The organism is Streptococcus sp. FSL W8-0197, assembly GCF_037963785.1.
Classification (GTDB): domain Bacteria; phylum Bacillota; class Bacilli; order Lactobacillales; family Streptococcaceae; genus Streptococcus; species Streptococcus oralis_CQ.
This window is the reverse complement of the sequence record NZ_CP150168.1, coordinates 639,231-658,814: the sequence shown is the minus strand read 5'-3', so window position 1 is coordinate 658,814 and position 19,584 is coordinate 639,231. Positions and strand designations below refer to the sequence as shown.

23 protein-coding genes are annotated in these 19,584 nt (G+C 41.9%); 5 read left to right on the top strand and 18 right to left on the bottom strand.

The features are described from left to right. Positions 1 to 41 precede the first annotated feature (41 nt). The 9 genes from NYE79_RS03410 to cdaA all read right to left on the bottom strand — a co-directional run bounded on the left by NYE79_RS03410 (position 42) and on the right by cdaA (position 9,049). Positions 42 to 653, bottom strand: coding sequence for a hypothetical protein (locus tag NYE79_RS03410; RefSeq protein WP_084881708.1), 612 nt, complete (start codon positions 651 to 653; stop codon positions 42 to 44). Continuing rightward, positions 650 to 2,518, bottom strand: a complete 1,869-nt coding sequence (locus NYE79_RS03405; RefSeq protein ID WP_216728698.1) for an ATP-binding cassette domain-containing protein — start codon at positions 2,516 to 2,518, stop codon at positions 650 to 652. Before NYE79_RS03405 ends, NYE79_RS03410 begins: the two co-directional genes overlap by 4 nt. Continuing rightward, positions 2,515 to 3,714, bottom strand: coding sequence for a CCA tRNA nucleotidyltransferase (locus tag NYE79_RS03400; protein WP_216728699.1), 1,200 nt, complete (start codon positions 3,712 to 3,714; stop codon positions 2,515 to 2,517). Before NYE79_RS03400 ends, NYE79_RS03405 begins: the two co-directional genes overlap by 4 nt. Continuing rightward, positions 3,711 to 4,478: a 4-hydroxy-tetrahydrodipicolinate reductase gene (gene dapB / locus NYE79_RS03395; RefSeq protein ID WP_216728700.1), complete on the bottom strand. Its 768-nt coding sequence runs from the start codon at positions 4,476 to 4,478 to the stop codon at positions 3,711 to 3,713. Before dapB ends, NYE79_RS03400 begins: the two co-directional genes overlap by 4 nt. Before the next feature lie 264 nt (positions 4,479 to 4,742). Then, positions 4,743 to 5,591 (bottom strand): DegV family protein, encoded by an 849-nt coding sequence (locus NYE79_RS03390; protein ID WP_000762161.1) that lies wholly within the window; start codon positions 5,589 to 5,591, stop codon positions 4,743 to 4,745. Between the two features lie 2 nt (positions 5,592 to 5,593). Further along, the gene (locus NYE79_RS03385) at positions 5,594 to 5,968 is read right to left on the bottom strand and encodes a DUF1149 family protein (RefSeq protein ID WP_001050092.1); all 375 of its coding nucleotides are present in this window, start codon (positions 5,966 to 5,968) and stop codon (positions 5,594 to 5,596) included. 73 nt (positions 5,969 to 6,041) lie between these two features. Further along, entirely contained in the window at positions 6,042 to 7,394 is a 1,353-nt protein-coding gene (glmM, locus tag NYE79_RS03380; protein WP_044020450.1) for a phosphoglucosamine mutase, read from the bottom strand. A 28-nt stretch (positions 7,395 to 7,422) separates the two neighbouring features. Further along, positions 7,423 to 8,205 carry a CdaR family protein gene (locus NYE79_RS03375; protein ID WP_216728701.1) on the bottom strand — a complete coding sequence of 261 codons (783 nt, stop codon included), beginning with the start codon at positions 8,203 to 8,205 and terminating at the stop codon, positions 7,423 to 7,425. Next, complete coding sequence (gene cdaA / locus NYE79_RS03370; protein WP_339293788.1) at positions 8,192 to 9,049, bottom strand: diadenylate cyclase CdaA; 858 nt, start codon at positions 9,047 to 9,049, stop codon at positions 8,192 to 8,194. Before cdaA ends, NYE79_RS03375 begins: the two co-directional genes overlap by 14 nt. A gap of 136 nt (positions 9,050 to 9,185) precedes the next feature. Here cdaA and NYE79_RS03365 point away from each other — a divergent pair, with 136 nt between their 5' ends. The 5 genes from NYE79_RS03365 to NYE79_RS03345 all read left to right on the top strand — a co-directional run bounded on the left by NYE79_RS03365 (position 9,186) and on the right by NYE79_RS03345 (position 12,946). Further along, the gene (locus tag NYE79_RS03365; RefSeq protein WP_125449508.1) at positions 9,186 to 10,154 is read left to right on the top strand and encodes an NAD(P)/FAD-dependent oxidoreductase; all 969 of its coding nucleotides are present in this window, start codon (positions 9,186 to 9,188) and stop codon (positions 10,152 to 10,154) included. A gap of 51 nt (positions 10,155 to 10,205) precedes the next feature. Next, positions 10,206 to 10,721, top strand: a complete 516-nt coding sequence (locus NYE79_RS03360; RefSeq protein ID WP_216728702.1) for a hypothetical protein — start codon at positions 10,206 to 10,208, stop codon at positions 10,719 to 10,721. An 81-nt stretch (positions 10,722 to 10,802) separates the two neighbouring features. Further along, entirely contained in the window at positions 10,803 to 11,573 is a 771-nt protein-coding gene (locus NYE79_RS03355; RefSeq protein ID WP_216728703.1) for a type II toxin-antitoxin system PemK/MazF family toxin, read from the top strand. Positions 11,574 to 11,819: 246 nt separating this feature from the next. After that, positions 11,820 to 12,365, top strand: a complete 546-nt coding sequence (locus NYE79_RS03350; RefSeq protein WP_268702962.1) for a hypothetical protein — start codon at positions 11,820 to 11,822, stop codon at positions 12,363 to 12,365. Continuing rightward, the gene (locus tag NYE79_RS03345; protein WP_251463669.1) at positions 12,353 to 12,946 is read left to right on the top strand and encodes a site-specific integrase; all 594 of its coding nucleotides are present in this window, start codon (positions 12,353 to 12,355) and stop codon (positions 12,944 to 12,946) included. The genes NYE79_RS03350 and NYE79_RS03345 overlap by 13 nt, the downstream gene beginning before the upstream one ends. Positions 12,947 to 13,033: 87 nt before the next feature. Here NYE79_RS03345 and whiA read toward each other — a convergent pair whose 3' ends face one another. The 9 genes from whiA to cmk form a co-directional block, all read right to left on the bottom strand. Next, positions 13,034 to 13,945, bottom strand: coding sequence for a DNA-binding protein WhiA (gene whiA / locus NYE79_RS03340; RefSeq protein ID WP_216728704.1), 912 nt, complete (start codon positions 13,943 to 13,945; stop codon positions 13,034 to 13,036). After that, a complete protein-coding gene (locus NYE79_RS03335; RefSeq protein ID WP_057489476.1) occupies positions 13,942 to 14,919 on the bottom strand; it encodes a YvcK family protein in 978 nt (325 codons plus the stop codon). Before NYE79_RS03335 ends, whiA begins: the two co-directional genes overlap by 4 nt. After that, positions 14,916 to 15,806: an RNase adapter RapZ gene (gene rapZ, locus NYE79_RS03330; protein ID WP_216728705.1), complete on the bottom strand. Its 891-nt coding sequence runs from the start codon at positions 15,804 to 15,806 to the stop codon at positions 14,916 to 14,918. The genes NYE79_RS03335 and rapZ overlap by 4 nt, the downstream gene beginning before the upstream one ends. A gap of 51 nt (positions 15,807 to 15,857) precedes the next feature. Further along, positions 15,858 to 16,238 (bottom strand): RidA family protein, encoded by a 381-nt coding sequence (locus NYE79_RS03325; protein WP_001140420.1) that lies wholly within the window; start codon positions 16,236 to 16,238, stop codon positions 15,858 to 15,860. A 9-nt stretch (positions 16,239 to 16,247) separates the two neighbouring features. Next, the gene (gene yihA / locus NYE79_RS03320) at positions 16,248 to 16,835 is read right to left on the bottom strand and encodes a ribosome biogenesis GTP-binding protein YihA/YsxC (RefSeq protein ID WP_000405203.1); all 588 of its coding nucleotides are present in this window, start codon (positions 16,833 to 16,835) and stop codon (positions 16,248 to 16,250) included. 8 nt (positions 16,836 to 16,843) lie between these two features. Beyond that, on the bottom strand, positions 16,844 to 18,076 hold the full coding sequence (gene clpX, locus NYE79_RS03315) for an ATP-dependent Clp protease ATP-binding subunit ClpX (protein ID WP_002874765.1): 1,233 nt from the start codon (positions 18,074 to 18,076) through the stop codon (positions 16,844 to 16,846). 31 nt (positions 18,077 to 18,107) lie between these two features. Next, a complete protein-coding gene (locus NYE79_RS03310) occupies positions 18,108 to 18,278 on the bottom strand; it encodes a hypothetical protein (RefSeq protein ID WP_000442252.1) in 171 nt (56 codons plus the stop codon). After that, the gene (locus NYE79_RS03305) at positions 18,278 to 18,784 is read right to left on the bottom strand and encodes a dihydrofolate reductase (protein ID WP_042902706.1); all 507 of its coding nucleotides are present in this window, start codon (positions 18,782 to 18,784) and stop codon (positions 18,278 to 18,280) included. Before NYE79_RS03305 ends, NYE79_RS03310 begins: the two co-directional genes overlap by 1 nt. A gap of 118 nt (positions 18,785 to 18,902) precedes the next feature. Then, positions 18,903 to 19,577: a (d)CMP kinase gene (gene cmk, locus NYE79_RS03300; RefSeq protein WP_000849409.1), complete on the bottom strand. Its 675-nt coding sequence runs from the start codon at positions 19,575 to 19,577 to the stop codon at positions 18,903 to 18,905. Positions 19,578 to 19,584 lie beyond the last annotated feature (7 nt).

Here is a 19,584-nt window from a genome sequence, read left to right as displayed (position 1 = left end):
GATAGGGCCTTTTTGATTATGCTACTTTAAGTAAAGACAGACTATGACGGTTTGGAAGATTTGCTTTTCGAAGCTTGTTTTGCCTTTTTTCTTGCTTGACGATTTTGTTCGATGCGCCATTCTCTTTCATAGTACTTCATGGTCTCGTATACCCTTTCAGGAAGACCTACATCTAATAGAAAGATAGGGATAATCAAATCTGCTGACGGATGAAAAGGGAAACACCTTCTCTTCAGTAGGGCTAGAAGTGATTGGGATTTCACATTTTCCTTGTTTTTAAAATAAACTTCAATCCGATAGGAATCCCTATACTTCCCTCGAATCCGAGAGAGGGAAAATTCCTCTACATCAGCCCAAGCGTAGAAATGACTGGGTTTCTTTGGGTTTGGTTTGTAGTAAAACCCCTCAACAGTACATCTCAAATATTCCTTATCGGAACTTAACAGCCTGTATGTCTGATAAACGACCACTCCAGCACAAAAAAGTACAAGCAGCATTAACAAAAGACTTATCGTATGAAGTCTGGTCCCCTTTTGCGAATACGAATGGAGATAATAGAGAGGTAGCAAGAAGAAAAGCACTGAAGCGAGGCCAAACAAGGCATTCCAAATGATTTTCTTGGGACTACGTTTAATGACTTTTTCTTCCATCATATCAACTCACTTAGGTATTCATAGCGTTCGTATTTTTCAAGGAGTTCTTCGTTTTTCTCGTCTAGCTCTTTTTGAAGAGTCGCTAGTTTACCAAAGTCGGAGCCATTTGCCTGCATCTCCTCTTCAATAGCAGCGATACGATTTTCCAAGGCTTCAATATCGCCTTCAATGCTTGCCCACTCCTGCTTTTCTTGATAGGTCATTCGCTTCTTGTCTTCACGGACTTTGACCACTTTCTCTTTTTCGGCCTTTTGAACTTGATTGACCATCTCTGCTTCAAAGGCCTTTTCATCAAGATAATCGGTATAATGACCAAAAAATGGACGAATATTCCCATCCTCAAAGGCCAGAATCTTAGTCGCTACCTTATCCAGAAAATAACGGTCGTGACTAACAGTCAAAACTGGTCCAGCAAAGCCTTGCAAGAAATTCTCCAAAACTGTCAAGGTCGCAATATCCAAATCATTGGTTGGCTCGTCCAAAAGCAGAACATTGGGTTTTTCAAGAAGAAGTTTAAGGAGATAAAGGCGTTTTTTCTCTCCTCCAGACAACTTCTCAATCAAGGTTCCATGGGTCGAACGCGGAAAGAGGAACTGCTCCAGCAACTCAGCGATGGAAGTTGTGGAACCACCACTGGTCTTAACCTCTTCTGCCACTTCCTGCAGGTAATTGATAACGCGCTTGCTTTCATCTAAGCCTTCGATTTGTTGAGAGAAATAGGCAATGCGAACCGTCTCACCGATGATAACTTGACCTTTAGTCGGCTCAAGACTTCCTGCGATGAGGTTAAGCAGGGTTGACTTCCCAACACCGTTGTCCCCAACGATACCGATACGGTCTTTAGCTTGCACCAAAAGGTTAAAATCTTTCAAAATAGGCTTGTTCTCATAGGCGAAGGAAACATTCTGAAACTCGATGACTTTTTTCCCAATCCGACTGGTTTCAAAGTTCATGGTCAAGTCTGCCTCAGCAACGCCGCCTGAAACTTCTTTTTTCAAGTCATGGAAACGATTGATACGAGCCTGCTGCTTGGTCGCACGCGCCTGCGGTTGTCTGCGCATCCAGGCTAATTCTTGCTTGTAGAGTTGTTCTTTTTTGTGGAGAAGAGATGCATCACGCTCATCTTGTTCCGCTTTTAGGCGAACATAGTCCTGATAATTTCCCTGATACTCGGTCAAGCCTGCTCGGTCCAACTCGAAAATCCGCGTTGACAGTGCATCTAGGAAATAGCGATCATGGGTGATAAAGAGAACCGTCTTCTTAGAATTTTTCAAAAAGAGGGTCAGCCACTCGATGGTCGCAATGTCCAGATGGTTGGTCGGCTCGTCCAGTAGCAAGAGGTCGTGGTTTCCTAGGAGAACTTGCGCCAACTGAACCCGTCTTCTCAGACCGCCTGACAATTCACCAACTGGAGTCGACAAGTCCTGAATACCCAGCTTGCTGAGGACCGTCTTGACCTGGCTTTCAATTTCCCAGGCTTGGAGAGAATCCATCTCTGCCATGACCCGTTCCAAACGAGCCTGCTTGTCCTCACTGTAGTTGAGCATGATCAACTCATACTCACGAATCAACTGGATTTCTTTGAGGTCGCTGGACAGCACGGTATCTAGAACAGTCTTACTGTCGTCAAAATCTGGATCCTGAGTCAAGTAGCCAATCTGGTAATCATTCTTAGCCCAAAAAGGACTGACATCCCCATCAAAGCCTGAAACACCTGATAAAACATCTAAAAGGGTGGTCTTACCCGTTCCATTGACACCAATGAGACCGATTCTATCCAAATCATGGATGATAAAAGAAATATCCTTAAAAACGGTTTTGTCTCCGACGGATTTGCTTAGTTTTTCAACGATAAAATCACTCATTCTTTCTCCCTCAGGTAAGCATGGATGGCTTGACGATCATTTTCCAACTCTCCATCGACAATGGCATACTCAATCTCTGTTAAAATTTCTCCCAAGTCTGGACCTGGCTGATAACCATATTCCTTAATCAGAACTCCTCCGTTAATCTGGATTTCTTTCTTATCATGAATGGTCAAACTCTGGTAAGTTTCTGTGATGGCTTGTGGGTTGACTTCTTTTCCTTGAGCCTGACGAAGACGTTCAGCCTGTAGAAGGGAATCCAAGTCAAAGCGGTAACAATCGCGCTTGCTCAGTTCTCCTTCTTCTCGCAAAGCCAAAATGGTCAGCAACCCCTGAACCTGCTTGGCAAACTGGCGTGAGGTTTTCCATGCCTTCAAAAATGGCTGTGCATCTTTAATCTCCAAAGCCCACAATAGAGCCGCCCAGGCTTGTTCAGAAGATTCAAAGGTGAAATCCGCCTCTAAATCAAACAATTTTTGAAGCTTTTCTCGACTGGCTGCCATATCAGGGAGATAATCATAAGCTTGACTCTCAATCATGGAAGACAGACCAACTCGCCAAAAAGGTGCCAGCAAGAGCTTATCAAACTCAACAAAGGTTCGCTCCACAGAAATTTTCTCCAAGAGTGGCGTCAAAGTCTTCATCGCTTCAAATGTTTCTTGCTCAAGTTCAAAACCAAGACTGGCCTGAAAACGAAAACCACGCATAATGCGCAAAGCATCTTCATTGAAACGTTCACTAGCCACTCCAACTGCTCGCAAGACTTGGTTTTTCAAATCTTCTAAACCATGGAACAAGTCAATAATTTCGCCTGTCTCATCCAAGGCAAAGGCATTAACTGTGAAATCACGGCGCTTGAGGTCCTCTTCTAGCGAACGCACAAAGAAAACCGCACTGGGTCTGCGATAGTCTACATAGACATCCTCTGTTCGAAAGGTGGTTACCTCATACTCCTCGTCCCCATCTAAAACCAAGACGGTTCCGTGCTCGATTCCGATGTCAGCTGTGCGAGGGAAAATCTGCTTGGTTTCTTCTGGATAAGAAGACGTCGCGATGTCCACATCATGGATGGGGCGATTGAGTAGGGCATCTCTGACGGAGCCCCCAACAAAATAGGCCTCAAAGCCTGCTTCTTTAATTTTTTCTAATACTGGTAAAGCCTTCTGAAATTCAGAAGGCATTTGCGTTAATCTCATAATAAGTGTTCTAATCCATAGACAAGCTCATGACGCTTGACAACTTCTTTGATTCCCAAATTGACCCCTGTCATGAAGGAGCTACGGTCATAGGAGTCATGACGGAGGGTCAATCCTTCTCCCTGATTGCCAAAGATGACTTCCTGATGGGCTACCAAGCCTGGTAGACGGACTGAATGGATGCGCATACCATCAAAATCAGCACCACGGGCACCAGCAATCAATTCTTCCTCATCAGGCGCACCTTGCTGGATTGATTCCCGAACTTCCGCCATCAACTCAGCTGTTTTAATAGCTGTTCCACTCGGAGCATCCTTTTTCTTGTCATGATGGAGCTCGATAATCTCCACATTTGGGAAATATTTGGCAGCCTGCGCCGCAAATTGCATCAGCAAGACAGCTCCCAAGGCAAAGTTAGGGGCAATCAAGCCACCCAAATCTTGTTCACGGGAAAATGCTTTTAGTTCTGCAATTTCTTCACTAGTGAAGCCTGTTGTTCCTACGACTGGAGCAAAGCCATTTTCAAGAGCAAAGCGTGTATTTTCGTAGGCAACAGCTGGAGTTGTAAAATCTACCCAGACATCCGCTTCAAAACCAGCCAAGTCAACCTTATCATTGAAGACAGGAATTCCCTGCCACTCTGACTCAGACTCAAACGGATCCAAAACTGCGACTAAGTCCAAGTCTGGATCAGCCAAGACCATCTGACAAGCAGCTTGGCCCATCTTTCCCTTAAAACCGGCAATAATTACTCGAATACTCATCTCTACTCCTGTCTAAGATACAAAGCCTGCAAGAACACAAAGTGAAAATAGGAGTTCTGATCAAGGAGTGTCTACTCCTCGGAAGAACTATCTTTTTCACACAGTGTTCCAGGCGTGTTCAATTATCAAGATACAAAGGACGTTAGCTGTCCATGAAAAATAGGGAATGGCGCTGACTTTCCATGAAAGGCAAGACAGGCATCTTTTTTCAAGAGGCAGGTAGTCCGTGTTCAATTTCTAAGATACAAAGCTTGTAAGAACAATTTAGACGATTGGTGTATAGCTCAAGGCGATACTACCTTCTCCAAGGTGAGTCCCAATGACACTACCAAAGGTATCAATTGGAATCTCAGAATTCACACCACTCTCAATCAAGAGTTGGTGCAAATCTGCCGCCTTTTGAGGAGCGTTCCCATGAATGACTGTAATACGGTAGTCCCCATCTTTTGTCAACTCTTTGATGATTTCCACCAAACGTTTGGTTGCCTTCTTTTCCGTACGGACTTTTTCGTAAACTTCAATCACACCTTGGTCATTAAAATAAAGAATGGGCTTGATACTGAGAAGATTTCCTAGAATGGCCGCCCCATTTGACAGACGTCCTCCCTTAACCAAGTGATCAAGGTCATCTACTATGATAAATGCCGAGTTATCAGCGATTTGAATAGCCAATTTCTCCTGAATCTGAGCAAAATCATCGCCTTGTTCTGCCCATTCAAAGGCACTCTCCACCATAAATCCTAGAGGGGAACTTGTGATATGGGTATCTGGAAAGGCAATGGTCAAGCCATCATATTCATCCAACAGGTATTGGATGTTCTGATAAAAGCCTGAAATTCCTGACGAAAGAAAGAGTCCCAAGACATGGGTATAGCCTTCATCTTTCAAGGAACTTAGAATCTCATCCAATTTGGCAATACTTGGTTGACTAGTTTTAGGCAATTCTCCAGACTGAGCCATTTTTTGATAAAATTCCTCAGCAGTCAGATTGACACCTTCGACATACTCTTCCCCATCAATATTGACAGGAATATCCAAGATAAATAGATTCTCTCTTTGCAGCGTCTTCTCCTCTAAATAGGCTGAAGAATCTGTAATGACAGCTAATTTCATGACTAAAACTCCAAATTGATCCCTGGAAGATCCAAGGCAATTTCTGTTACTTCATACGTCAAACGATTGAGCATGTTCAAACATGGACGTGCCAAGGTTTCGACTTCTTCTTGGTTAAATTCGCTTGGTTCGTTGACAATTCGACCTTCCACATGGTTAACTTGAGAAATTGTTCCGCTGATGACAAATTTGTCAAAGACAATCATGAAACTCAAGATAACGACTAAAGAAGTCACTTGGTTTTCTTGGTCATGTTGGAGCAACTGAAAGTTCACGTCTACCTTAGTTTCAGGAGCTCCATTTTCATTTTCCCATTCAAAGTTACGAGCATCAAAGTGATACTGGCTAACAAATTCTTGTTCTCGTTTAAGATTCATTTTTCTCTCCCATTGCTACAATTTACTATGCAATTGTACCACATTTTTATCATTTCATCTAGTTTTCTAGGCTTTAGTCAATTCCGATTTCATCTTTAACCACAGCAGCAATCGTATCTACATAGTAGTTAACTTCTTCTGTTGTAGGAGCTTCTGCCATGACACGCAAGAGGGGTTCTGTTCCACTTGGGCGGACAAGGATACGACCGTTCCCTGCCATCTCTTCTTCCATCTTTTCGATGATTGTCTTGATGGCTGGTACTTCCATAGCCTTTTCTTTCATGGCATTTTCCACTCGGATATTGACCAGTTTTTGTGGGTAAATCGTCACTTCTGATGCTAGTTGAGACAAGCTCTTACCTGTTTCTTTCATAATTTTGGTCAATTGGACAGCTGATAATTGACCATCACCAGTTGTATTGTAATCCATCAAGATAACGTGGCCTGATTGTTCACCACCAAGGTTGTAGCCTGATTTTCTCATTTCTTCAACGACATAGCGATCACCAACAGCAGTCACTGCCTTGTTAATGCCAGCACTCTCCAAGGCCTTATGGAAGCCAAGGTTAGACATAACCGTTGTTACGATGGTATTTTGAGCTAACTGGCCTTTTTCAGAAAGGTATTTCCCAATGATATACATAATCTTATCACCATCAACAATTTCGCCATTTTCATCAACAGCAATCAAGCGGTCACTATCTCCGTCAAAGGCCAAACCAATAGCTGACTGACTTTCTTTGACCACTTCTTGAAGAGCTTCTGGATGTGTAGAACCCACATTCAAGTTGATGTTAAGACCATCTGGTGTCTCACCGATAACAGTTATTTGAGCCCCAAGGTCTGCAAAGATTTGACGGGCACTTGTAGACGCTGCACCGTTTGCTGTGTCCAAGGCCACTTTCATTCCTTCAAGAGGCGTTCCAGTTGAAACAAGGTAGCCTTCATACTTACGTAAACCTTCTGGATAGTCCACTAAGGTTCCCAAGCCTTCGGCGCTTGGACGAGGAAGAGTGTCTTCAGTAGCATCTAGCAAAGCTTCGATTTCTGCTTCTTTTTCATCATCAAGTTTGAAGCCATCCCCACCAAAGAATTTAATTCCATTATCAAGGGCTGGGTTGTGGCTGGCAGAAATCATAACACCTGCACTGGCTCCCTCAGTTTTGACCAAGTAAGCTACTGCTGGTGTTGCAAGGACACCAAGTTTGTAGACGTGAATCCCTACAGAGAGAAGACCTGCCACCAAGGCTGATTCTAACATTTCTCCTGAGATACGTGTATCACGTCCTACAAAGACTTTAGGGGCTTCTGTTTCGTGTTGACTGAGGACATATCCACCAAAACGGCCTAGTTTAAAAGCCAATTCTGGTGTCAGTTCTACGTTTGCTTCTCCACGGACTCCATCGGTCCCAAAATATTTACCCATTTTATTTATCATCCTTTTCTATTATTTATTATTGTTTAGACGAATCTGATTTTGTTTCTGAACTCGTTGAAGACGAACTGCCTTCTGAGGAACTTGTTGACGAGTTACTTGAACTAGACGTTGCTGTTTTTGTTGTAATTTTCATAGTTGTGTCAAACGGCATAATGACGCTTGGTAAGACATTTCCATTTTTATCGACTGCTTGTAGAGGAACAGAGGACGAGTAGTTTCTAGTTATCCGTTCACTCGTCGGTAAGATGGCAATGACACGATCTACTTTGGAGAGGGTTTCCTCATCACTAATAACCGTTACTTTTTCATCTGACACAGTGACTGTATCAATTTTCACACGAGAATCAATCTGGCTAGGGTCAATCTCCGGCACAACGATTACATTATCACGTTTTGCTTTTTTACCAACCTTGACTGTTATCTTTTGCGGTGTCGCAACAGCCGTCAAACCACTCGGTAAATTTTCAATGGTTAGAGGAACTTCAATGGTTCCTACACTGGCATTGGTTAAGTCAGCTTTGACCTTGAATTTCCGAGTACTTTCCTGCATTTCGCTCGCCAATGCAACTCTGTTTGACCCTGTCAGAAAGACGGTCACTTCAGAAGTAAAGCCACTGATAAAATACTGATCGCTGTCGTACTGAATATCGATTGGGACATTGAGTACCGTATTGGTATAGGTTTCTGTCCTCACCTGTCTGGCACTGTTGCTATTCTGATAGTTTGTAGAAGTCGCATAGATAAAGAGGATGCAGGCGAAAAAGAAGGAAGAAATAATATAAAGACTATTTTTTCTCATGTTTCAATCCTCCTAGCAAGCGCTCTTTCAGACCTTGCTTTTTCTCTGATTTTGGAAGTAAGATTCTTCTTAACTCCGATTCAAACTCTTCCAAGGTCAAATCATGCTTAAAGACTCCATTATAGGTGATTGAGATTCCACCCGTTTCTTCCGAAACCACAAAGGTAAGAGCATCTGACACTTCCGACAAACCAATCGCCGCCCTGTGACGCGTTCCAAACTCCTTGGAAATCCCAGTATCTTCAGTCAGGGGTAGATAGGCTGAAGTTACGGCAATCCGGTCTTCCTTGATAATGACAGCACCATCATGCAAGGGAGTATTGGGAATGAAAATATTGATAAGCAATTCAGCCGAAATTTTAGCATCTAAAGGGATCCCTGTCGAGATGTATTCCTGCAAGGTTCTCACTCTCTGAACTACTACAAGCGCCCCAATCTTACGAGGACTCATGTATTCAACTGATTTCACAAATGCACGAACCATTTGCTCTTCCGCACTGACTGGGGCATTGGAGAAGAAATCAGTAGCCCGGCCCAATCGCTCCAAACCAGTTCGAATCTCTGGTGAAAAGATAACCACCGCTGCAATCACCCCGTAGGTGATGATCTGATTGATCAACCAGGAAATAGTCGTTAAACCAATCATATTGGAAAGAATCTGGGCTAGAATAAAAACTAAGACTCCACGGACCAATATCATAATCTTGGTGCCTGCAATAGCTTTAGTAAAATGATATAAAATATAAGTCACAATGAGAATATCAATCAGATTGGTGACTATACTCCAAGGACTTGAAAACAAACTCGTCCAGTATTGCAAATTGGATAATTGTTGAAAATTCATCCTTGGCCTCCTCCCTGTCAAAACACTTTACTTATCATTATACCATTTTTTGCCCATTTTTTCCCTATCCTACCTCATTTTAAATTAAGCAAAAATATGATAAAATAAACTGACTAGAAAAAACAAAGGAGAAATCATGTCTCAACTCTATGATATTACCATTGTAGGTGGCGGTCCTGTCGGGCTCTTTGCTGCCTTTTACGCCCACCTACGCCAAGCCAAAGTCCAAATCATCGACTCTCTTCCCCAGCTCGGTGGTCAACCAGCCATCCTCTACCCTGAAAAGCAAATCCTTGATGTGCCAGGTTTTCCAAACTTAACCGGAGAAGAGTTGACCAATCGCTTGATTGAACAGCTAAACGGATTTGACACACCTGTTCACCTCAACGAAACCGTTCTTGAAATTGAGAAACAAGATCAAGGATTTACCATCACAACCAACAAAGGTAGCCACCTGACTAAAACAGTTATCATTGCCATGGGTGGTGGTGCCTTCAAACCACGTCCGCTCGAATTGGAAAACGTTGAAGACTATGAAAATATCCACTACCACGTTTCCAATATCCAACAATACGCTGGCAAGAAAGTAACCATCCTTGGTGGGGGAGACTCAGCTGTGGACTGGGCTCTAGCTTTTGAAAAGATTGCCCCAACTACTCTCGTTCACCGCAGAGATAATTTCCGCGCCTTGGAACATAGTGTGCAAGCCCTGCAAGAATCATCTGTAACCATCAAGACACCGTTCGTTCCTAGCCAACTTATCGGAGATGGAAAAACACTCGACAAACTAGAAATCAGCAAAGTCAAATCAGATGAAGCCGAAACTATCGAAGTAGACCATCTCTTTGTCAACTATGGTTTTAAATCATCTGTCGGCAATCTTAAAAATTGGGGTCTAGACCTCAACCGTCACAAGATTATCGTCAACAGCAAGCAAGAATCCAGCCAAGAGGGTATCTATGCCATTGGGGACTGCTGCTACTATGAAGGTAAGATTGATTTAATCGCTACAGGACTGGGTGAAGCTCCAACTGCTATTAACAATGCCATCAATTACATCGACCCTGACCAAAAAGTGCAACCAAAACACTCAACCAGTTTATAAGGAAAGAGAAGAATATTTATCTTTACTTAATTAAAAAAAGGGTAGGATAAAATGAAAAGAATATTCTCCATATCATCTGTTTTTCTTTGTGCACTTTTTATTTCAACCGCTTGTACAAATCAAACACAAAAATCATCCAGCGAGCCGACTACACAATCGTCAACATCTGATGATATTAGCGTAGAAGAATATTTTGATAAGCTATTGACTAAAGTTGATAAGGTCACAAAAGACAATTACAAGTCAGATGATTATAAAATCTATGATTACAAAACTGTTCTCCGAGAGCCAGAAAAATTCTTCTCTTTAAAAATGAGAATCGACAATCTGGAGATAGTGCAAATTTTTAAAGAAGGCAAGTACACAAAAATACTTGCTACACAACCTAGTGGCGATTTCTATATGCTGTTCATGGAGACTGAACGTATAGAAAAAAGATTTTTAGAAAAAGATCATTTGACTGTAAACGGACGTTACTTACTTTTCTACGAGTACACTACCAACAGCAACAAAGAGAAAAGCGTACCTTTAATTTACATTGATGCGTATTTGATGCTGAAAAATTAAAAAATCCCCACACTCTCGGTCGGCAAACTTCTGAGTGTGAGGAAATCATGTATAAGAAAAACCATTAAAGAGGTTCTGAATTTGGGAAAAAAAGAAAACCTTGACCTATTATTTGAGGCAACTGAACGGCTTATAAGTTTTGTAAAAGATAATCCTCATTACCATAAAAGTCATGGAATGGGACAAAGTCTCTTGAATTATGTTGAGCAGTTGGAAAGAGACTTACATAAAAAAAAGCGTCGTTACAAAGTGTACATTCCAGGAACCATAGTATATGTCCATTTTGGGATGAATTTTGGAGAGGAATTTTCAAAAACACATTATGCTATCACACTCTCTAAAAACGATAGGAAAGATAAGCGGACTATAACTGTTATTCCTTTAACGTCTAAACCAGGCAAAGATAAACTAAAACTTGATTTTGAATTTTCAAGAGAACTCTTTCATTTAACTTACAAAGTAGCAACTACGTCTGCTAGAAAAATAAATGACGAACTCCTAGAGGAAATAAATTCTATTTTGCCTGATGATATTACACCTATCACTGATATATCAGACATGCCTTACTTATTCGAAAATATAGATAAGTATTACGATACATTAAAATCTGTTTATCAGAAACAGAAAAAATCTACTGAACTGTTAGAGAAAGCTAATGAGCAAATGGATAGATTTCAGAAGAGTTTAGAAAAGACGACTTACGCAGCGTTAGATTGTATAACTACTATTGATAAAAACAAAATAGAACCACGAACATCAGAAATTGATGTTTTATCAGCTACAGTTGTTGGAGATATGCAACTAAAAAAATTATCGGATGCAATATCTGAACGGATTATATTTGACAAGTAAATAGAAACTTTGATAAAATACAGTTGGATTACCTAGATGGTATCATCTAGTGCAAAGTACGGCAGGTAGCTCCTGCCTCGGTCACAGCTGTACAAAAATTGTGCAGCTGTTTTTAATTATACATAAATAAAAAAGCCCCACACTCAAATTTTGGTCGAGGAGAGTGTGAAGTGTTCATTATAGTAAAAGACATTAAAAAAGCCCTCTTTACTATACCCATTTTAACAAAAAAATGAGGTAAAAGCAATGTGGATGGAAGAATTGCCAAACGGCAAATATAAATTTTTTGAGCGATACAAAGATCCATATACTGAGAAATTGAAAAAAGTCTCCGTCACGATGGAGAAGAAAACACCTCAAGCAAGAAATCAAGCCGCCATCTTGCTACAAGAGAAGATAAATAAAAAACTCAGCACAAAACAAGTAGAAAGCATTACATTTGAAGAGATCTATAACTTTTTCTATAAATCATGGGCGCAAACAGTAAAGGAATCAACAAAACATAATTGTAAATCAGTTGATAAGAAGATGAAGGAAGTTATACCATCCGATACCATACTTGCTAATCTTGACAAGCGTTTTCTTCAAGAGGCTATTGAAAAAATTATTGAAAGCAACGGATATATTACAGCTAAAAAAGTACGGCATAGACTCAGAGGTATCTTTAATTACGCCGTTCAATACTCTTACATTGAAAATAACGAGGTGGATTATACTACAATTCCTCAAAAGCCAAAGACTTTAGAAGAACTGGAAAAAAACGTAACAATTTTCTCACCATGCAAGAAATAAAAGCACTTGTCGATGTCCTTAATCGTCGAAAATATCACCAAAAGTACGCTGATATGGTTCTTGTGCTGGCATTAACTGGGATGAGATATGGTGAGTTAACTGCCTTGCAGCTAAAGAATATAGACTTCCAAAACAACAAAATTGAGATCACAGGTAATTTTGATGCAGTTCACAAAATCAAGACACTACCAAAGACTACAAATTCAATACGGACAATCAAAGTATCAGAGAGTGTCATAGAAGCTATTCAAAGGCAAATAGTGCGACTTAGCGAACGTTTCCAACCATTGTCAAGCGATGATTATATTTTCTGTTTTGAAAAATGGAACAATCCTACAACAATAGCTTGCTTTATACAGATATTGAAAAAATATGATAATCAGGCTGGGATAGAAAAAAACTTATCTAGCCATATTTTTAGACATTCTCAAATTTCGTTTTTAGCAGAGTCTAGATTGCCTATCAAATCAATAATGGATCGAGTTGGGCACTCAAACGCAAAAATGACTTTGGAGATCTATTCTCATACTACTGAGGACATGGAGGATAAACTTGTCAATAAATTAGACAGTATTTTTTAATTCTGCCCCTCGGTTGCCCCTTTTTGATTTCACAACACAACTAAACCCCTTGAAGATATTGGTAATTCAAGGGGTTGTTTTATATCATTATAATTCGTCTGCAATCTTGTTTATTTTTCTGAGTCTGTGGTTAACGCCACTTTTAGTCAAGGGATTGCTCAGGCTATCTGCCAACTGCTGGATAGAGTAGTCTGGATGCTGAATCCGCAACTGTGCTACCTCTTGCAAATCCACGGGTAAATTTTCCAAACCCATTCTATCTTTGATTTTACTGATATTGTTGATGGTCTTCATACTGGCAGAAACCGTCCGAGCGATATTGGCTGTTTCAGCGTTATTGGCGCGATTGAGATCGTTACGGGTTTCACGCAAAATCTTGACACGCTCAAAATTATCACGCGCCTGCATGGCCCCAATCACGATCAAGAAATCCATGATGTCCTCTGCACGTTGAAGATAGGTAACTGCACCTTTCCTGCGCTCAATGACCTTAGCGTCCAGCAAAAACTGCTGAAGAAGAGAGGCTAGTCCTTGGGCGTGGTCCAGATAAACGGAACTGATCTCCAACTGGTACTTGCCAGACTCCGGATCTCGGATGCTACCATTTGCCAGAAAGGCCCCACATAAGTAAGCACGTCCAGCCTCCTCATCTGCTAAGATGTCAGGATCAATGCCCGTCTCCAAACCAAAGAAGGAATCCGCAAGCCGCAAATCAGCTAAAAGCTCCTGCACCCTCTCATCAGTATAGACCGTATAGACTCGGTTCTTACGAAGATTACTTCTCTGATGGTGACGAATTTCTGACTTGATGTCATAAAAATGGAGAAAAGACTCATAGAGATGCCGAGCCAACTTGGCATTTTCAGTCACGACTGACAAGGTTAGGCCAGAAGTCGAGAGACCGATACTGCCAGACATCTTGATGATGGCTGATAATTCATGACGACTGAGATGGTGTTGACCAAGAATTTCCTCTTTTACTGCAACTGTAAAACTCATTTTCTCACCTGTATGATGCGCATCAATTCATCTACAATCAAATCGCCATCATGGAAGGCTCCTCCATTTTCCAAACGAAGGAAGTTGGATGAAATCACACGAGGAACCTGTTTGCAAAGACCAGCAAAGTCATGCTCTACCTGAACCAAATACTCATCAAAACGGTTGGTATCCATGTATTCTCTAGGAACCTTTTCGATATTCACCAAGACCGTATCAATAAATGGCCGACCTAAGTGTCGATGGAGGACTTCCACGTGGTCACTGTCTGAAAAGTACTCTGTTTCCCCACGCTGGGTCATGATATTGCAGACATAGGCGATCTCTGCCTTAGTCTCCAGTAGAGCCTGCCCGATCTCCTCAATGACAATATTTGGCAAAATCGATGTAAAGAGGGAACCAGGTCCCAAGACGATCATATCACTCTCGAGAATGGTATTGACCACTCGACGGCTGGCTTGCGGTGTTTCATCATCCAAGGTATTGGTCACATAGACATGGTCGATCATACCTGGATGATCTGCAATGTGGCTCTCACCTGCCACCTCAGAACCGTCTTTAAAGACTGCATGCAGTGTCAAAGGCTGATCGCTTGAGGGGTAGATTTTTCCTGTTGTGTGGAAAAAGAGACTTAGCAGCTGCATGGCATTGTAAGTGGACCCTTGCATTTCAGAAAGTCCTGCTATAATGATATTTCCTAGAGGATGACCCGCAAAAGCACCAGCGTCTTCTGAAAAGCGGTACTGAAAAACCTTCTCATAAAATTTAGGCATATCCGACATGGCTACCAGGACATTGCGAAGATCGCCTGGTGGTGTCAGTTGTTGGATATTCTTTCTTAGTTCACCAGAAGAGCCACCATCATCAGCTACCGTTACGATGGCTGCGATATCAACATCCTTTTCTCTCAAGCTTTTCAAAATGACGGGGATACCAGTTCCTCCACCAATTACCGTTATCTTTGGTTTTCTCATGAACGGTTTACCGTTTCCTTTCTTCTGTCTTTGTCACGATGACTTTCATTGACAGGCCAGTTTTTAGCAAGGTCCTCAGCGATTCGTTTTGCAAAGGCCACACTACGGTGTTGTCCACCTGTACATCCTACTGCGATAGTTAAAACAGACTTGCCTTCTTTTTTGTAACTTGGCAAAATGGGCTCAATCAAGGCGAGTAAGTGCTGATAGAAACTTTCAGACTCTTCATGATTCATCACATAGTCATAAACTGCTTGATCCTCACCTGTCTGATTACGAAGTTCAGAGAGGTAGTATGGGTTTGGCAAGAAACGGACATCAAAGACCAAGTCTGCATCAATAGGGATACCATACTTGAATCCAAAAGACATGACTTCGATACGAAAAGACTGGGCTTGTTCTTGGTCTGAAAATTGCTCTGCAATGGTTTTACGCAGTTCACGCGGAGTGAGTTCTGTCGTATCCACCACGTTTTGACTCATGTTTTTCAAAGGTGCCAGGAGTTCACGTTCCAGCTTGATGCCATCTAAAATCCGACCATCAGCAGCTAGAGGGTGACTTCGTCTAGTTTCCTTATAGCGTGCCACCAATTCCTTATCTGCTGCGTCTAAAAAGAGGATTTTGAAATCCAAATCATCTTGGTTTTCCAATTCATCCAAAACGGCCTGAATCTCTGAAAAGAAGGAACGGCTCCGCATATCGACTACCAAGGCCAGTTTGTGGTCATCATCCTTGGTCTCTACCAACTGCAAAAACTTTGGCAAGAGGGCTGGCGGCATATTGTCAATGGTAAAATATCCCAAATCTTCGAAGGACTGAATGGCTACTGTTTTCCCTGCACCACTCATCCCTGTCACAATTACCAGGTGAAGTTGTTTCTTTGTCATCTATCTCTCCTTATATCAAAAAAAGTTTGGCAGAGCCAAACTTCAACTAGCTTATCCAATCTCTGCGATCACTTCAATTTCGACTTTTACATCACGAGGAAGACGTGCAACCTCTACAGCTGAACGAGCTGGAAATTCCTCTTTAAAGGCAGTCTGGTAAACCTCGTTAAAAGGAACAAAGTCATTCATATCGCTCAAGAAGCAAGTTGTTTTAACAACATGGTCAAAGTCTGTTCCTGCTTCTGCCAAAATAGCGCCGATATTTTTCAAGACTTGTTCTGTCTGTTCTTGGATCGTTTCTCCTACAATTTCTCCAGTTTCAGGAGATAGGGGAACTTGACCGCTAGCAAACAAAAGATTGCCAACGATTTTTCCTTGAACATATGGTCCGATTGCTTTTGGAGCTTTGTCTGTATGAATTGTTTTTGCCATTTCTTTCCCTCACAATTTTTCTAATATTGCGTCCCAAGCCTGATCCATCCCTGCCTTGCTGACAGATGAAAATAGAATGAAGTCGTCACTTGGGTCAAAGTTTAATTTCTTTTTGATTGCTGATTCATGCTTGTTCCACTTACCACGAGGAATCTTATCTGCCTTGGTCGCAACGATGATAACCGGAATCTCATAATACTTGAGAAATTCATACATCTGTACATCATCTGCTGACGGGTCGTGACGGAGATCCACCAGACTGACCACGGCACGGAGATTTTCCCGAGTGGTCAAATACTCCTCAATCATGCGCCCCCATTTTTCACGTTCCTTTTTGGAAACGCGGGCATAGCCATAACCTGGTACATCCACAAAACGCATCTTGTCATCAATGTTGAAGAAGTTGAGTAACTGGGTCTTCCCAGGTTTTCCTGATGTACGAGCAAGATTTTTGCGGTTCAACATGGTGTTGATAAAGCTAGACTTGCCAACATTTGAACGCCCTGCAAGGGCAATCTCTGGCAGTTCATCCTGCGGATAGTGGGACTTGTTTGCCGCACTGAGCAGGATTTCAGCATTGTGTGTATTGATTTCCATAGTCTCCTCTAGGCTGTTTCTAGGATTGGTTTTTCCGTTCCATCGACAGCTTCTTTCGTGATGCGGACCAATTTCACATTTTCCTGACTTGGCACTTCAAACATAACATCTAGCATGGTTTCTTCGATGATTGAGCGAAGACCACGCGCACCTGTCTTGCGTTCGATAGCCTTATTGGCGATTTCCTGAAGGGCTTCATCATCAAATTCCAACTCAACATCATCATAAGAAAGCAAGGTTTGGTATTGTTTCACCAAGGCATTTCTTGGCTCCTTCAAGATGCGAACCAAGTCATCGACCGTCAATTGCTCAAGAGCAGCAAAGACAGGCAAGCGTCCAATCAACTCAGGGATAATACCGAATTTTTGAATGTCTTCTGCGATGATTTCTTGCATGTAGGAGCTGTTTTCGTCAATCGCCTTGTTATTTTGGCCAAAACCAATGACTTTTTCTCCCAGACGTTGTTTGACGATTTCTTCGATGCCATCAAAAGCACCACCCACGATGAAGAGGATATTCTTGGTATCCACCTGAATCATCTCTTGTTGTGGATGTTTGCGTCCACCTTGAGGTGGCACGCTAGCAACAGTTCCCTCAATAATCTTGAGAAGGGCTTGTTGCACACCTTCACCCGAAACGTCACGTGTGATAGACACATTCTCGCTCTTCTTGGCAATTTTGTCAATTTCATCTACGTAGATAATCCCACGTTCTGCACGTTCGATGTTAAAGTCAGCAGCCTGCAAGAGTTTGAGGAGGATATTTTCCACGTCCTCACCCACATAACCAGCCTCAGTCAGAGCTGTCGCATCTGCAATAGCAAAAGGCACGTTCAAGCTCTTAGCCAAAGTCTGAGCCAAGAAAGTTTTTCCTGAACCAGTTGGACCAATCATCAAGATGTTTGACTTCTGCAAATCCACATCTTCTGACTCTTCACGCGTATCGTGAAAATTGATACGTTTATAGTGATTGTATACAGCCACTGCCAAGGCACGTTTGGCACGATCCTGACCAATCACATAGTGGTTTAGAATATTGAGGAGTTCGATTGGTTTTGGTACTTCAGACAAGTCTGCCAAAACTTCCTCGGCCAACTCCTCCCGAATGATTTCCTGGGCCAACTCAACACATTCATTACAGATAAAAGCGTTGTTCCCAGCGATTATTTTCTTTACTTCTTCTTGGCTTTTGCCACAAAATGAGCAATAAACCATCATATCATTTTTCCTATTTGTAGGCATGATTTCCTTCCATTCTAATTTATCATTCTATCTAAAATAAGGTCATATAAAAAGCGTGGACACTGTTGACCAGATTGGTAAAAGCATTCAACCAGAGTAAGGCAGACAGTCCATAGCGCTTCTTACGAAAAGCCTGTGCTCCAGTCAAAATACAGATCACACACAAAAAAGCTGTAAAAAATCCAAATATACTGCGCTCCATTAGACTTCCTTTCTATCTCGGTATTCGATGGTAAAATCATAGTCGTTTTTCTCATCTCGGGTGTAAGATTTGCTTGCTACTGTCTCAAAATGAGACAAGTCAAATTCCTCAGGAAAATAGGTATCTCCCTCCACCTGAGCATGAATCTGTGTCACGATGATTTCATCTAAATAAGGCTCAAAAGCCTGAAAAATCTGTTTTCCGCCAATGATATAGAGATTTTTTTCCTGACTCTGATACCACGCTAAAACAGACTCCACATCTTGAAATACGAGCGCCCCATCTATGACTTCTTCGCTATTGCGCGTTAAAATCAGGGTTTGCCGTTTTGGAAGCAGACGACGTCCCATGCCATCAAAGGTCACTCGCCCCATCAGTATAGCATGATTTAAAGTTGTTTCCTTAAAATGTTGCAACTCTGCTGGCAAATGCCAAGGGAGACGATTTTCCTTCCCAATCACACCTTTTTCATCTTGGGCCCAAATGGCTATGATTTTCTTTGTCATGCTTCCGTCCTTTTTATTGATACTACTATTTTATCAAAATTCTCCCAAAAAGACTGTTTTGAAACGCGCGCAAAAGAGAGAAAAGGAGCAGGCTTCATTTAGCCTGCTCCTCTCGTCCCTAGGACATATATTTTTTTGCTTCTGATTCAATTTTTTCAACCACTTCTTGGATACTTAGTCCAGTTGTGTCAAGGTAAACTGCATCCTCAGCCTGTTTGAGAGGTGAGGTTTCACGATGACTATCCTTGTAGTCACGCGCAGCAATCTCTTCTTTCAGCGTTTCAAGGTCTGTTTCAATCCCTTTAGCAATATTTTCCTTGTAACGACGCTCTGCTCTTTCTTCAACAGAAGCCACTAGGAAAATCTTGAGTTCAGCTTGTGGTAAAACAACTGTCCCGATATCACGCCCATCCATGACGATACCACCTTGCTGAGCAATCTCTTGCTGGAGCGAAACCAGTTTCTCACGCACTTCAGGAATGGCAGCAATGCTTGAAACCTTGTTGGTCACTTCATTTTCACGAATCGGATGCGTAATCTCAACATCCCCTACAAAAACAAGTTGCTCACCTGTTTCTGAACGACCAAAACTAATGGGGTGTTGGTTAAGAAGCTCGAGAAGTTGATCTACATTTCCTGCATCCAACTGGTGTTTGAGCGCTATATAAGTCGCAGCACGGTACATAGCACCCGTATCGAGATAAGTGTAACCAAAATCCTTAGCGACAATCTTTGCGACCGTACTCTTACCACTCGAAGCTGGACCATCGATAGCAATTTGAATTGTCTTCATGACCGAC